The organism is Oceanobacillus senegalensis, from assembly GCF_900176885.1.
In the GTDB taxonomy this organism is placed as follows: Bacteria; Bacillota; Bacilli; order Bacillales; family Amphibacillaceae; genus Oceanobacillus; species Oceanobacillus senegalensis.
Genome location: NZ_LT839648.1, coordinates 2,621,555 through 2,637,207 on the forward strand (window position 1 = coordinate 2,621,555; position 15,653 = coordinate 2,637,207).

Below are 15,653 nucleotides of genomic sequence, written 5' to 3' on the forward strand. Positions count from 1 at the left end.
GTTGGTTTATTGTATGTTATATTATTATACTTAGTTAAAAAAATCAACCTAATATGACAAATTCTCTACGACCAATAGTTAATAATTTCTAGAACAATAATGCATTAGGTTTCCATTTGTTTGCATATTGAAACACGTAATCACGAATCATAATGGTATTGTGATACAAGGAATTAAATCAAGGGGAGACTTACATGAGAATTCGCTTTGGCTATGTAGCAAATGCATTAGGATTATGGGATGCAAGTCCTTCAAAAACGATAACATTTAAACGATATTCCAATCTTCCAAAACAAGAGCGATTAGAACAACTTCAATCCATTACAGCGCAAAATTTACATCATACGAAAAGAATTTTGAACTATAATATGGCACATGAAATTAAACTGTATCGCTTTTCGAGTTCACTTGTCCCCTTAGCTACACATCCGGAAGTGATGTGGGATTTCATTACTCCCTTCAAAAAAGAATGGGAAGAACTTGGTCAATTACTACATATCCATAAAATGAGGCCGAGTTTTCATCCTAATCAATTTACACTTTTTACAAGTCCAAAAGAACAAGTGACGATGAATGCTGTAAAAGACATGGAATACCACTACAAAATGCTGAAGGCAATGAATGCCCACAAAAAAGGAATCATTAATATTCATATTGGTGGAGCCTATGGAGATAAAGTAAAGACGTTAACAAGATTCCACCAAAATTTAAAACAATTACCAGGGGAAATAAAAAAACAAATGACCCTTGAAAATGATGACAAGACATATAACGTCGAGGAAACACTAGTTACGTGTGAAAAGGAAGGTATTCCGATGATCCTCGACTACCACCATCATATAGCTAATAAAACCAAGGAAGAACTCTCTCATTATTTACCAAGGATTTTTAAAACATGGGAAGCATATAATATGGTGCCTAAAGTACATCTATCCTCCCCTAAGTCGGAGCAGGCCTATCGTTCTCATGCTGATTTTGTCTCTCTTGAATTTGTTCTTCCTTTTTTCAAAATGATTAAGGAACTTAATCAAGATCTTGATGTTATGATCGAAGCCAAACAAAAGAATCTAGCGATGCACAAACTTGTAGAGGAAGTAGCTTCCATCCGAGGCGTAAAACGAATATCAAGTTCAACTGTGGAATGGTAAACAGAAAACAAGAGGTGGTATAGAATGACGCTGGTACGTCTAGGTTATGTTGCAATGAGTATGGAACTTAAAAATGCTTCCCCCTCCAAAACAATGACTTATACGCAATTCCAAAAAATCGATGACCGTGAAGCAGCGATACGGAAATTAGAACGAATCGCACTTCAAAATTTACACAATACGCTTAGAACTTTAAGGCATAATGCAGCTTCTAGCATTCATTTCTATCGATTATCTTCTCGTCTTATTCCTTTGGCCAATCACGAAGAACTTCCTGATTGGAATTATATAAAACCATTAAAGGAAGCACTTCGAGAGCTTGGGAAATTCGCCAAAAGCCAGAGAATTAGAATGGACTTTCATCCGGATCATTTTGTTCTCATTAACTCAACAAAGAAGCATGTTTTGAAAAATTCCATAAGCACCCTAAAAATGCATTATTTACTATTAAAATCAATGGGGATTGACCCAACCCACCGCTGTGTCATACATGTTGGTGGGAATTATAAAGAAACAGAAAAATCACTGGAACGGTTTATCGAAAATTGGATGTATGTCCCACGAGCTATTCAAAAAATGATCATGCTTGAAAATGATGATACTTCATTCACATTAGGAGATACACTTTACTTATGTGAAAAGCTAGATATCCCGCTTGTATTTGATTACCATCATCATCTTGCCTATCATCAAAATCCGAATTGGGAAGTCCATTGGGATCGGATTGTACAAACATGGAGGCATTCTGATTTACCAATTAAGATGCATATATCAAGCCCCAAAAGTCAAAAGGCATATCGGCATCATGCAGATTATGTAGACTGTGATATGTTTTTTGATTTTCTAAAAGAAATAAAAGGTAGTATACCTCAAATTGACTGTATGATTGAGGCCAAAAGAAAGGATGAAGCTCTTTTCACATTAATGAAAGAAATTCAAACAAGGAAAGACATTGAGATAATGGACGAATCTTCTTTTTATTTAAAGTGAATCATAGAAATGAATCATCGGGACGATTCTAATGATGATATGCATTACAAGGAAAAAGATAATCGAACTCAAATATTAGGAGGAAGTCAGATTGAATAACGAAGATGTTATAAAAGAACTAAACGCTTATTTAAAGGGGGAGTTTATGGGAATTCATTCCTATGAACACTACATTCAACATGCTACAGATCCAGACATTAAAACAGTACTTCAACGCATTCAGCGCGAACACAAAGAACATGCTGCCAAAATAGCAGAGAGAATTCAAAACCTTGGTGGGAAAGCTGTTGATGATAATGGAACAATACTTTCCATAAGAGAAGGAATGTTAAAGCTAAAAGGGGTTCCTGATACAACAGAGGATATCTTAAGGAATGCTATTAAAGGACAAGAGATGGGAATGAAAATGACAGAAGAAATTGTTAGAGGCGATTTAGATGGTGAAAGCAAACAATTGGTTGCAGAGAATTTAGATGAAGACATGGAGCATATTCACCAATTGAATGACTTATTACATTAGTAGCATCAGTCTTCAACCCACATCACTGCCGAGGGAAGAATAGCTATCCTCCTTCCCTTTTGTAAGGCTGTTTTCTATAATACCTTATAGCTTTTTATTCCCAATAGAAGAATAACGCTATCTCTTAGAAGATAGCCTTTTTAATTACTCAAATAATAAACAATCGTGTAAAGAACAGGGATAGTGATAATACATAACAAGGTTGTTAAGAGTACTCCAATAGATGCAAAATAAGAGTCCCCTCCATATCTCTGCGCATAAAGGGAAATAGTTGGTGCTGAAGGCATACCGGAAACTAAAACGGCTATGAGCAGCACTGAAAATGGTACAGACAAGGCCGCAAAAGGAAATAAAATAACAGGAATAATAATAAGCCTAGTTAACGATGATTTCCATATATAGATGCTTTTTATTAATGAAATGAAGTTGTTATATTTCACGTTTGCAATCAGGATTCCTATCAACATCATGGAAAGGGGTATCGTCATTTTCCCCACACTTTCAAGCCCATCAGATATAACAACAGGCCATCCTATCGGCAAAAAAAATATAACCAAACCTATCAATGTGGATAGAATGCCGGGGTTTAAAAAGATATTTTTCCAGTCGATTGTTTTCTTATTTCTACTAAATAGATATATTCCATATGTCCAAATAAGGATTAAGTAGCATAAGTTGAAAATCGTTAAATAAACGATTCCTTGTTCCCCTAAAAGAATATAACTGATGGCATAACCGATAAATCCTTGATTACCAAAAATAATCAGGCCCTCATATACACTTTTCTGTTGCTCTGGAAGTTTCGACCTTTTTCTCATCCAGTATGCCAAAAAACAAGAAATACCTAGAATGTACACGGACATCATAATAAACCACATAAATTCTCTTAGTAATGTAATGGAAAAAGTTATATCCAGAGAATATAAAATAAGGGCAGGCAACGTAATATATAAAATTAATTGGGTTAAAACATCGTTTGCTTTCTCATTTAAAACACCCATTTTCCTTACCACAAAACCTAAGATAGCAATTCCATACAGTACGAGCATTTCCTGCATAAATGCGCTTAGAGACTCCACTTTTATCCCCTCCGCTTTACTGTATGAAACAGTTAGGCAGATGGTTAACTCCATAATTGCAAGGTCCACCTGGGAAAAGAAATGCTTCTTTCCGTTCCCTTTGTAAATTAATTATTATTGGTGGATTCATGTTTTTCTTTATCCATTCAGGAAATTCAAATAATACTCATTTTCAACACTTGGGACTATCCCTGCATCAACCGATAGAACTATTTTGTCAGTTCATAAGACAGGATTTTATACCTAGTTATCCATGGGTTTACCATACTAGCAAAACAGCTATGAACCTATATTTAAATATAGATTCATAGCTGTTAGTACATCTAATCCCGAAAATTAAATAATTACTCATTGATATAATCATTATCCCTTAAATAAGAGAGAATAGCCTTGACCGACTCCTCTACGGATAATTCCTCCGTATTAATCACGACTTCTGGACTTGATGGTTCTTCATATGGGGCATCGACTCCTGTAAACGCTTTGATTTCACCAGCACGCGCCTTTTTGTATAACCCTTTTGGATCGCGTGATTCACAAGCTTCTAGACTACAATTTACATGCACTTCAATAAATTCCTTCTCCTCCAAAATACCCCTAACATTATCACGATCTTCCCTATATGGTGAAATGAAGGCGGTTAATGTAATCATTCCTGCATCCACCATCAGTTTGGCAACTTCCCCTATACGCCTTATATTCTCTTTCCGATCATCTGGACTAAACCCCAAATTACTATTTAAACCATGACGGACATTATCGCCATCTAATCGATAGGTTTGAATATTCCTATCATACAATGCTTTCTCCAGAGCCACTGAAATCGTAGACTTACCTGATCCGGAAAGTCCTGTAAACCAGATGACAGCACTCTTATGGTTATTCCGCTTTTGCCTCTCTTCTTTTGTTACAGCAGAATCATGCCAAACCACATTAGTTGATTTGCTCATACTATCTCTCCTTCTAATAATGGATTATACTTCCTGCATCCCTTTAATAAGTACTTCTGCCACTTCTGGACGGGAAAACTGTTTTGGTAATTGTTCCCCATTTCGAAGCTTTTCTCTCACTTTTGTTCCACTTAAATGAACATGAGATGACTTATCATGTGGGCACGTTTTTGCTGTTGCCATGTTCTCACATTTCTGGCAGTAGAAAGCATGCTCAAATTTGAATATTTGAATACCTAATTCTTGTTCATATTCTGAAATCAACTCTTGTGCCTCATACGTTCCATAATAGTCACCAACCCCGGCATGATCGCGTCCTACAATAAAATGTGTGCAACCATAATTTTTCCGAACGGTCGCATGGAGAATTGCTTCTCTTGGACCAGCATACCGCATCGCTGCAGGATAAATAACTAGTCTTGCGCGATCCTTAGGATAATAGTTTTTCAAAATAACTTGATAACTTTCCATCCGAACATCTGCTGGAATATCATCGGCCTTAGTCTCACCGACTAATGGATTTAATAGTAACCCATCTACAGACTCTAGTGCAGATTTTTGAATATATTCATGTGCTCGATGAACAGGGTTTCTTGTTTGAAAACCAACAACTGTTTTCCATCCTAAATCAGCAAACATTTTTCTTGTTTCCGTTGGATCTAAATAAAATTCCTTAAAATCATCATGATTCGGACGATTTAATAGATAAATAGGTCCAGCTAAATACACATTACCCTTTTCATAAACTCTTTTCACACCTGGATGTGCTTCATCGGTTGTACCATAGACAAGTTTCGCCTCTTTTTCTTTGTCATATTCAAATTTTTCTTGTAATTCAAGCACACCATATAATTGATTGTCCTCACCATAAAGGGCAACGGATGAACCGATTTCAAGTTCTTCCGCTTCATTTTCTGATACCGGTAAGGTAATTGGTATACTCCATACCAATCCATTAGACAAGCGCATTTCTTCTACTACACGATGGTAATCTTCTCTTCCCATAAAACCCGTAAGTGGACTAAACGCACCGATTGCAATTAGTTCTAAATCTGATATACTCCAAGCATTTAAAGTTAATGCCTTTAAAGTAGAAGCTTTTTCAATCCACGCTTTTTTCTGTTCACCAGCCAATTCCCTTTGTATAAGTTCCCCACCATGTGGCAAAATTGTTGTTATATTCCTATCTCTTGTTAATGTCACCATGAATTCCTCCTTATTCATTTTTCCATTAAACTAACTTCCTGTTCTTTACGTTCTTCTCCATGTTTACCGTTTCGATATTTTGCATAAATAATCAGTGAAATCCATCCTATAAATAAACAGAAAAAAACAATGTGTGTCATGGTCTCATTACTAACAAAATATTGAAGTAGAATATTTGTATTGGTCAGAATGATTAAGCCGCCGACAATAGCTCCTAAAAGATGTAATGGGAGAACTTTAACCAACCAAGCTGCAATTGGAGCAGCAAAAACACCACCTAATGCAAAAGCACCAACCCATAACCAATTAATCGCTTCCCACCCTAGAAAAAGTAAAAAACCGATTGATGCTGATAACGTAATTGCAAATTCACTTGTCGATACCGTTCCGATAACAACACGAGGATTGATTCCCTTTTTCGATAATAAAAGTGGAGTGTTAATTGGTCCCCATCCACCCCCACCAATGGAATCTAAAAATCCTGAAATGGCAGCTAGTGGCAAGAGAAACACGCTGGATATTTTTTGCCTGCCCCCTTGCTGATTGACATCCATTTTAAATAGAAATCGATAAAGAATATAAATCCCCATTGCCAAAAGAAATATTGAAATAAATGGTTTAATCATTTCCCCATGGATATTACTTAACAAAGCTGCACCGATAAATGCTGTAATAGCCCCCGGAATAGCCAAACGCACCATTAGTGACTTATCAACATTTCCAAACTTCCAATGCGACACACCCGAAGCTGCAGTTGTAGCAACTTCTGAGATGTGGATGGTTGCAGAAACAACAGCAGGAGCCACGCCAAACATAAGCAATAAAGAAGATGAGGTTGCACCAAATGCCATTCCTAGTGAACCATCAATTAGTTGTGCAAAAAAGCCAACGAGTGTGAAGATGAGTAGTTTTTGCATGACGGGCTCCCTTCTTTGTAAACTATAAGTGATTAATTAATCTAGATTTTCTCTTAGAAATTCTAAAGTGTCCCTCTGTTTTTCGATGTTTAAGAAATCCTTCGATAGTAAATCATTTAAAAGGGCTTTCTTTTCACTTTTTTCTAAAGTAGATTGCTTGATTAACTTTCTACATACATATAAAAAGTCCACATAATTCCCGTATGAATGACCATACATCGATTCCAGATTTTTTCTTATTTTCGAAGTAAGAATTGGACTAGCTCCACCTGTCGATACACTGATAGTTAGTCTTCCCTGCCTGAATGTACCTGGAAATTCCGTATCTCCCTTTTCCCCATCATCAACAATGTTCAACAATGTTTCTTGTGGAACATTGTTTTTAATAGACTGATTGACTTCTGGATCATTGGTTGCAGCAATAACAAGAAATGCTTGATGGATGTCTTTAGACTGAAAATGTTTTTGCTTCCACCTTAACAGCCCTCGTTTCCTCAAGGAGTGTAGCCTATCCGTTATCTCTGGACTAACGAGCGTAATGACAGCCCCACTTTCCTTTAGAGACAAAACACGCCGTTCTGCTACGGAGCCTCCGCCAATTATCACAACCTGTTTATCCGCTAAATTTATCATTAATGGTGTAAGTACCATCTTCCTTACCATCCTTTTCAATGTACTGATGATTAAAATTGGTAAGCAGGCTTAAAAGATTCATAGACTCTGTCTTTTAGTGCCTGTTGCATTACCGGATGGTCACCAAGGTGATGACAGAGCACCACTTTATCCTCTCTATCTAAATCATTTATTTTCCTCTCGATGAAACGCATTAGATAGCCTGTAAACCATAGATATGGGACCACAAATACTTTTGAATGTCCTTGATCTAAGGCTTGCTTCAAGGATTCTTCAAACAAGGGGGTACACGCTGCCAAATAGCATACATTAACATGTTTAAATCCGGTTACTTCTTGGAGTTTTTTCCCAATCCATTCAACATCTACCTTTGTCTGAGGATTAGAGCTCCCTCTTCCTACTACTAATACTTTTGCAGCTTGATCGACGGGTATATTTTTTTCTTCAATTCTTTCTTTTAAGATATGAATTAAACGTTCTTGCACCCCTAATGGCCTTCCATACGAAAAGTGTATGTTTGGATATTTATCTTTTAGTTGCTGTATTTCTTCAGGAATATCTTGAAAATAATGTCCAGCACTTAAAAGTAAGACTGGAACAATAGCAATTTCCGTTGCTCCCAATTTAATGAGCCTTTCCATCCCTTGTTCCACATTTGGTTCAGCCAATTCCAGAAAACATATTTCCTGAAGCTCCACTTCTACTTGCGTCTTCACCAAACTTAAAAAATCAACTGCTTCCTGACATGCTTCTGGAATTCTGCTTCCATGACTGACATATAAAATACCTTTCATCCACCTCTTCCTTTCTAGCCAGAAACTGCAGGTGTTTGAAATTCATGGTGATTAGCCATTTCTTCAAACCATTTCATTTCCTCTCTAAGGCGAACCACTTCCCCGATAACAATCATTGCTGGATTACTTATTCCCCTCGCCTTTTGGGAAATATCTTCTAAAGTTCCTGTAACTGTTTGCTGTTCTTCTGTAGTTCCACAGTGGACTAAGGCAACAGGTGTTAATGGGGAACGACCGTGATTTATCAATATTTCACATATATGCGGTAGATTTCGTACCCCCATATAAATGCAAAGTGTTTCTGGTCCAAGGGCTAGATGTCTCCAGTAATCAATCGCATGATATCCCTTTGGCTTAACTCCTGTAACAAAGGCAACGGAAGAACTGTAATTGCGATGTGTCAATGGAATTCCCGCATAAGCAGGTGCTGCAGAACCAGCCGTTATCCCCGGAACTACTTCAAAAGGAATTCCATTCCTTGCGAGAACTTCCGCCTCTTCCCCACCTCTTCCAAAGATAAATGGATCACCACCCTTTAACCTCGTTACTATACAACCATCCTTCGCGTATTTACAGAGAAGATTGTTAATTTCCTCCTGTTTCAAAACATGATAATCTGGACTTTTTCCACAATATACCAGCCTAGCGTTTTTAGGAGCATGATTCATTAATTCCTCATTAACTAAACGATCATAAATGATAACATCGGACTGCTGGATTGTTTTAAGTCCCTTTACTGTAATTAGATCTGGATCTCCCGGGCCGGCACCAACCAAATATACTTTCCCCATTTTTCACCCTCTTCTCTATTAACTGTGAAAATCCAATCCCGAATGAACCTCCGCAACATAACCGGCACGAATGACAAAATCTCCGAAATGTTCCCCTTCTTTTCGTTCCTCTTTATATTGAAATAGGATAGGACGTAAACTTTCTAATATTTCTTCTTCACCTATATTTTCAAGGTACAGTTTATTTAGTCTCTCTCCAGCAAATCCTCCACCTAAGTACATGTTATATTTTCCTGGTGCTTTTCCAATGAAAGCTATTTCAGCTAAACCTGGTCTTGAACAGCCATTCGGACAGCCTGACATACGAATAACGATTTCTTCTTCGCTTAATCCTGCTTCCTCAAGAATATCCTCTATTTTCGTTACTAAAGATGGAAGATAACGTTCGGATTCTGCCATAGCCAATCCACAAGTGGGAAGTGCGACACAGGCCATGGAATTTCTCCTGAGACCAGAATAATGTTTTCCCTCTGCAATCCCATACCTATCCAATAAATCTTGAATTTCATTCTTTTTCTCATGGGTTACATTTGCGATAATTAAATTCTGATTGGGAGTCAAACGTAAATCTCCTGTGTGAATCTTTGCTATTTCCCGTAAAGCGGTTTTAAGCTGATAATCTTCTGTATCTTTCACTCGACCATTTTGAATAAACAATGTATAATGCCATTTGCCATCACCTTCTACCCAGCCATATCGGTCACCATTATGTTCAAATTGATAGGGGCGAGATTCCTCAAGTTTCCATCCTAACCTTCTATTAAGCTCTTCTTTTATCCAATCTAATCCCATTCTATCTACGGTATATTTGAACCTCGCATTTTTACGATCAGAGCGGTTGCCATGATCCCGTTGAATGGTAATAATTTTTTCAGCTACATCTAATGCATTTTCTTTTGGCGTAAATCCAATGACTCTACCTATCTGTGGATATGTTTTTGAATTGCCATGGGTCATTCCCATACCACCACCAACGGACACATTAAAGCCAGTAAGTTCTCCATCTTCCAATATGGCAATCAAACCAATATCCTGTGAAAATACGTCAATATCATTGGAAGGTGGAACAGCGATCCCTATTTTAAATTTACGAGGTAAATAGGTTTTACCGTAAATAGGCTCCACTTCTTCTGGATTATTACTTGTGTCTACAATTTTTTCCTTATCAAGCCAAATTTCATGGTATGCACCTGTCCTAGGAGAAAAATGGTCACTCATTTTCCCTGCCAAATAATATACTTCACGATGAACCTCTGATTGATATGGATTTGGATTACACATAACATTTCTGTTTACATCCCCGCAGGCAGCAAGTGTACTGAGTAATGTATCATTAATTTCTTTCATTGTTGTTTTAAGATTCCTCTTCAGCACACCATGATATTGAAAGGACTGTCTTGTTGTTAATTTCACCGTACCATCTGCATACTTTTCAGCAAGATCATCTAAAACGAGCCATTGCTCTGGTGTTGTTACCCCACCTGGAGCGCGGACACGTATCATAAACTGGTATGCTGGTTCCAATTTTTGTCTGCGTCGTTCATCCCTTATATCCCTGTCATCTTGTTGATAACTGCCATGGAATTTTAGTAGTTTCGTATCTTCAGCCGATATTGCCCCAGTAATTGGATCTTGCAATCCTTCCTTGATGGTCCCGCGCAAATAGTTACTTTTCTCTTTGAGATGTTCTAGTTCATCTAATTGTTTCTCTACGTTTTTACTATCTGCCACTCTGAAAAACCCCTTTCTAATCGAATTTAGTAAACATCACGCTGATACCGTTTTTCTTTTTTCATTTGATTTAAATAATTTTCCGCTTCCTCTTGGCTCATGTTACCTTCTTCTTTTAGAACAGTCAGAAGGCTTGAATGTACATCCTTTGCCATATGTTTCTCATCACCGCATACATAAACTCTTGCTCCTTCTTTCAGCCATTGATAAAAGTCTTTACTCTTCTCCAAAATACGGTGCTGAACATACACTTTTTCTTTAGAATCACGAGAAAAGGCAACATCCATACGGGTTAGTACACCCTCTTTCAGCCAATTCTGCCAATCCACTTGATAAAGGAAGTCGGTTGTGAAATGTTGTTCACCAAAAAACAACCATGTTTTCCCCTTTATTTCTAATTCTTCGCGCTCCTCTAAGAAAGACCTAAACGGGGCGACACCTGTCCCTGGGCCGATTAAAATAACTGGCGTATCCTCGTCAAAAGGAAATTTGAAATTAGGATTACGATGAACATAGACAGGCACTAACTCACCTGGTTTAGACCGCTCAGCAAGTTGAACCGAACATACACCATTTCTATCCCGACCATGCGCGTGATACCTAACCGCACCAACGGTAAGATGAACCTCATCAGGATTTGCCTGATAGCTACTGGCAATCGAATATTCTCGTGCGGGAATTTTTCTAAGAACTTGAACGAGATCACTTGGTTGTAGCTCGTTTGGTGGAAAATCATGAATCAAATCTAGTAAATCCCTTCCATCCATATATTTCTTAAGTGCATCCTCATTATCGATGAAATGTTTTAACCCATCATTTCGGAAAATTTCAGCAATCTTACTTACCAACGGTTTGGTTAATCGCGTAATCTCAAAATGTGAAATGAGTGCTTCTCGTATCGAACGAATTTCTCCTTGTTTATTAACTGGTACGGTTTCATCTGGATTCCAATTTAACTTATCTATTATTTTGTCAACTAAAGAGGTGTCATTTAATGGATATATCCCTAAGCTATCTCCTGGTTCAAATTGAAGATTAGACCCCTCTAAAGATAATTCAATATGTCTTGTTTCTTTAATTGATCCCCGTCCATTCAACTTGATGTTTTCTAAAACCTCAGCCATATAAGGATTGGTCCTTGAATACACAGGCTGTTCAGTGGCAATAGATCCAGCTGCTTCACTACTAGCAAGTTTCGCCTGATTTTCCCCTGATTCAGCTAATTTGTTGAATACACCTTCCATCCATTCTCCTGCAGGTTCATCAAAATCTAAATCACAATCAACCCTATCATGGATTCTCTCCCCACCTAATTCCTCTAATCTTTTATCGAAGTCTTTCCCACTTTGGCAGAAAAACTCGTAAGATTGATCTCCCAAAGATAGGACGGAGAAACGAACCCCATTTAACTTAGGTGCCTTTCTACTGTGAAGAAATTCATAGAAGGATACGGCATTCTCTGGAGGGTCTCCCTCCCCATGGGTTGCTGTAATAATGAACAAGTCTTCTACTTTCTTTAGTTCTTTTGGTTTAAAATCATCCATAACAGAAGCCTTTACCTTAAACTGTCTCTCTTCTAATTTGTTTTCCATTTCTTCAGCTAAGCTTTGTGCATTTCCTGTTTCTGACCCAAAAAGAATCGTAATTTCTCTGGTTTTTGATTGGTTCTGACTGCTCGTTAACGTTTCTTTTATTTGCACTGGTGTTGTTCCACCATTTTGTAAGACTTCTAGATTTTGTGTTGCCGATAAATAACCACTAAGCCATATTCTTTGTTCTACCGATAATGAAGGTAGAATCTGATTTAAGTTTTCCGATTGTTCTTTACTAAATGGACTATTTGTCACTGTTAACTGCAAAGTTAATCACCACACTGATTTTTTATTGTAGGAAAATGTTATCGAACACTAATAACAAGTAGACACACCTTCTTACTAGGATTTAATTCAAAAAATGAATAGTGAATTAATATGAATGATTCATAACATTTTATTCACATATGTTTACTCGGGTATTGGGTTAAAAAAATATTTTCTATCTATAAATTTATGCACTCATCAATTAATTAGAGCTTTCATCCACCGTATGAAGTCCACATTCCGTTTTGTTGAAACCAGCCCATCTACCTTCACGTGAATCCCCTGATTCGGCAACTTGGGAAGTACATGGAATACATCCAATACTTGGGTAATTTTGATCATGTAACGGATTATAAGGTAAATCATTTTTCTGAATATAATTCCAAACATCGTCCCAAGTCCAATGTATAAGAGGACATACTTTAATGGATTTAAATCGTTCATCTTTATTAATAAAGTCTGTATTACGGCGACTACCACCCTGCGCTCTTCGTAAACCGGAAATCCACGCTGTAACACCTGACAATGCATCTTCAAGTGGCTTTATTTTACGAATATAACAGCATTGATTCGGTTCACGCTTCCATAGTGCTGAACCAAACTGTTTTCCTTGTTCTTCAAGCGTCAAATCAGGTTTCTTTAATTCAATTTGAAGGTCTGGATACTTTTCCTTTACTTCATCAATCAGATTATATGTTTCTTGAAAATGAAGATCTGTATCAAGAAACACAATCTTTGCATCCTTTTTTACGCTTGAAATTAAGTCAATAAGTACCATTGCCTCTGCTCCAAAACTACAGGAATACAGAATGGAATCTCCATAAGTGTCATAAGCCCACTCAAGAATTTTCCTAGCTCCTTTTGTCTCCTCACCAGTTGGATCCAAGTTCTTAAAAGGATCCCTTTTAAAATTATCATACGTCAATAATTCGTTTGTCATATAAATTACATCCCTCCTTTTTTATTTTATATGATGAATACTTAAAATCTGTTAATGGATATTTTATCCGTATAATCACTATTCGTCAACATACTTTTCTGAAAATGGTCTCAATTACTCATTATTTGTCAACCTATAATATTATGGGTTGACAATATTTTTGTCGTAAAATATAATGTTTTAAGAAAATAAAAAAAGAAAGAGAGGTTTACCAAATGAAGTTAAGCTCATTTGATATTACATTAGCTGCTTTATTTGCAGCTTTAATGGCGATTGGGGCAAATATAACTTCTTTTATTATGATTGGTGGGGTGCCAATTACACTAACAACCTTTTTTAGTATTTTATCAGGGCTAATTTTAGGAAGTAGATTAGGCGCCATCTCCATGACAGTATATGCATTGGTTGGACTAGCGGGAGCACCTGTTTTCTCCCAGTTTTCAGGTGGACTTGCATCAATTTTAAGCCCAACATTTGGTTTTATCTTATCTAATATTTTGGTTGCCTATGTTGTTGGAAAGATAATAGAAATGAATTCTACTAAATCGATGTTTGTTGTCGCGTCCCTAATAGGAATGGCAATCAACTATGTTTTTGGAACAAACTGGATGTACTTTGCTTATTTATTATGGTTTGGAGCACCAGAAGGATTTAGTTATGGAATGGCATGGCTTTGGATGGTAGCACCATTACCCAAAGACATACTCTTTTCGGTACTAGCTAGTGGGTTAGCTTATCGCATACGAGGAAAGGTTTACAAAACGAATAAATCTATTGCTTAAGAAAGGAGAAAATAAAATGTTATTGAACTGGTCTAATCTAGCAGATCGTGTTATCTCAGGAGAAGAAATTACGGATGAAGAGGGTCTTTCCATTTTAAACTGTCCGGATGATGAATTACTTCTATTACTGCAGGGGGCTTTCAAAATTAGAAGCCATTATTATGGAAATAAAGTAAAACTAAATATGATTATTAATGCCAAGTCTGGTCTTTGCCCAGAAAATTGTGGATATTGTGCACAGTCATCCGTTTCTAGTGCTCCTGTCCAAAAATATACTTTTGTGAATAAGGAAAATATACTGAAGGGTGCCGAGCGAGCTAATCATTTAAATGCTGGTACATACTGTATTGTGGCAAGTGGCAGAGGCCCTAGTAACAGAGAAGTAGACACTGTCACATCTGCGGTAAAGGAAATAAAGCAAAAATATGACTTGACAGTATGTGCTTGTATGGGAATTTTAAAACCAGAACAGGCCGAAAAACTAAAAGATGCTGGTGTGGATCGGTACAATCACAATTTAAATACATCCAAAGCACACCACCCTAATATAACCACATCCCATACGTATGATGATAGAGTGTCAACAGTAAATATAGCGAAACAAGCCGGAATTTCCCCTTGCTCAGGCGTCATTGTTGGAATGAAAGAAACGAAGGAAGATGTGATCGACATGGCACGGAGTCTAAAAGTGCTTGACGCAGATTCTATTCCGGTAAACTTTCTGCATGCAATTGATGGGACACCTTTAGAAGGAACAGATGAACTTGACCCACGTTACTGTTTGAAAGTATTGGCCCTTTTTCGTTTTATCAACCCAACAAAAGAAATTCGCATTTCTGGTGGAAGAGAGGTAAATCTCCGAAGTCTTCAAGCCCTTGGGTTATACCCAGCTAATTCTATCTTTATTGGTGATTATTTAACAACAGAAGGTCAGGAAAGTACAATAGATCACAAAATGATAGAAGATTTAGGTTTTGAAATTGAATATGTAAACGTACCTGAAAATCAAATATAAGTAGGAAGGACCTATCCATATATTTTTAATGATTTTATCAATCAAAATAATTGGTAAGCGGTAGGCCATATGTGAACTATTCTTGGTCCATGAATTTTTAGTCGGATTCAAAGGGAGCTTTGGGCTTAGACGGTACTAAAAATCGAAATCACCTATATCCCACTCCTACCGCTCCATTGATAGTTCTCTTATCATAATTCATCATTCAGTTCCATTTTAAAAAATCCGCCGAATACATGATGTACTTGATTTTTATCGCGGGTTAAGGGGCAAGTATACCCCACCTCAAAAATGGAGG

The 15,653-nt window shown here is 37.1% G+C and carries 15 protein-coding genes; 5 read left to right on the top strand and 10 right to left on the bottom strand.

Features of this window, described 5'->3' with window-relative positions:
• Positions 1 to 194: 194 nt before the first annotated feature.
• The 3 genes from uvsE (CAO17_RS12645) (at position 195) to CAO17_RS12655 (ending at position 2,658) form a co-directional block, all read left to right on the top strand.
• Positions 195 to 1,148, top strand: coding sequence for a UV DNA damage repair endonuclease UvsE (uvsE, locus tag CAO17_RS12645; RefSeq protein WP_085993104.1), 954 nt, complete (start codon positions 195 to 197; stop codon positions 1,146 to 1,148).
• A gap of 24 nt (positions 1,149 to 1,172) precedes the next feature.
• Positions 1,173 to 2,138, top strand: coding sequence for a UV DNA damage repair endonuclease UvsE (gene uvsE, locus CAO17_RS12650; protein WP_085993105.1), 966 nt, complete (start codon positions 1,173 to 1,175; stop codon positions 2,136 to 2,138).
• Positions 2,139 to 2,229: 91 nt separating this feature from the next.
• A complete protein-coding gene (locus tag CAO17_RS12655; RefSeq protein ID WP_085993106.1) occupies positions 2,230 to 2,658 on the top strand; it encodes a ferritin-like domain-containing protein in 429 nt (142 codons plus the stop codon).
• Positions 2,659 to 2,798: 140 nt separating this feature from the next.
• On the opposite strand, the gene CAO17_RS12660 is transcribed toward CAO17_RS12655, so the two are convergent.
• From CAO17_RS12660 to CAO17_RS12705, 10 genes are all read right to left on the bottom strand, one after another.
• A complete protein-coding gene (locus tag CAO17_RS12660; RefSeq protein WP_245831839.1) occupies positions 2,799 to 3,806 on the bottom strand; it encodes an AEC family transporter in 1,008 nt (335 codons plus the stop codon).
• Positions 3,807 to 4,081: 275 nt separating this feature from the next.
• Positions 4,082 to 4,687: an adenylyl-sulfate kinase gene (cysC, locus tag CAO17_RS12665; protein WP_085993108.1), complete on the bottom strand. Its 606-nt coding sequence runs from the start codon at positions 4,685 to 4,687 to the stop codon at positions 4,082 to 4,084.
• Positions 4,688 to 4,711: 24 nt separating this feature from the next.
• Entirely contained in the window at positions 4,712 to 5,893 is a 1,182-nt protein-coding gene (sat, locus tag CAO17_RS12670; RefSeq protein ID WP_085993109.1) for a sulfate adenylyltransferase, read from the bottom strand.
• A 14-nt stretch (positions 5,894 to 5,907) separates the two neighbouring features.
• Positions 5,908 to 6,810: a sulfite exporter TauE/SafE family protein gene (locus CAO17_RS12675; RefSeq protein WP_085993110.1), complete on the bottom strand. Its 903-nt coding sequence runs from the start codon at positions 6,808 to 6,810 to the stop codon at positions 5,908 to 5,910.
• A gap of 36 nt (positions 6,811 to 6,846) precedes the next feature.
• A complete protein-coding gene (locus CAO17_RS12680) occupies positions 6,847 to 7,461 on the bottom strand; it encodes an NAD(P)-binding protein (RefSeq protein ID WP_085993111.1) in 615 nt (204 codons plus the stop codon).
• 32 nt (positions 7,462 to 7,493) lie between these two features.
• Positions 7,494 to 8,237: a sirohydrochlorin chelatase gene (locus CAO17_RS12685; RefSeq protein WP_085993112.1), complete on the bottom strand. Its 744-nt coding sequence runs from the start codon at positions 8,235 to 8,237 to the stop codon at positions 7,494 to 7,496.
• 14 nt (positions 8,238 to 8,251) lie between these two features.
• Positions 8,252 to 9,028, bottom strand: coding sequence for a uroporphyrinogen-III C-methyltransferase (gene cobA / locus CAO17_RS12690; RefSeq protein WP_085993113.1), 777 nt, complete (start codon positions 9,026 to 9,028; stop codon positions 8,252 to 8,254).
• An 18-nt stretch (positions 9,029 to 9,046) separates the two neighbouring features.
• Positions 9,047 to 10,759 (bottom strand): assimilatory sulfite reductase (NADPH) hemoprotein subunit, encoded by a 1,713-nt coding sequence (cysI, locus tag CAO17_RS12695; protein WP_085993114.1) that lies wholly within the window; start codon positions 10,757 to 10,759, stop codon positions 9,047 to 9,049.
• 26 nt (positions 10,760 to 10,785) lie between these two features.
• Positions 10,786 to 12,618 carry an assimilatory sulfite reductase (NADPH) flavoprotein subunit gene (locus CAO17_RS12700; RefSeq protein ID WP_085993115.1) on the bottom strand — a complete coding sequence of 611 codons (1,833 nt, stop codon included), beginning with the start codon at positions 12,616 to 12,618 and terminating at the stop codon, positions 10,786 to 10,788.
• Positions 12,619 to 12,820: 202 nt separating this feature from the next.
• A complete protein-coding gene (locus CAO17_RS12705) occupies positions 12,821 to 13,558 on the bottom strand; it encodes a phosphoadenylyl-sulfate reductase (RefSeq protein ID WP_085993116.1) in 738 nt (245 codons plus the stop codon).
• A 215-nt stretch (positions 13,559 to 13,773) separates the two neighbouring features.
• Between CAO17_RS12705 and CAO17_RS12710 the strand changes: the two genes are divergently transcribed.
• Entirely contained in the window at positions 13,774 to 14,340 is a 567-nt protein-coding gene (locus CAO17_RS12710; protein WP_085993117.1) for a biotin transporter BioY, read from the top strand.
• 16 nt (positions 14,341 to 14,356) lie between these two features.
• Positions 14,357 to 15,355, top strand: coding sequence for a biotin synthase BioB (bioB, locus tag CAO17_RS12715; protein WP_085993118.1), 999 nt, complete (start codon positions 14,357 to 14,359; stop codon positions 15,353 to 15,355).
• Positions 15,356 to 15,653: the final 298 nt, after the last annotated feature.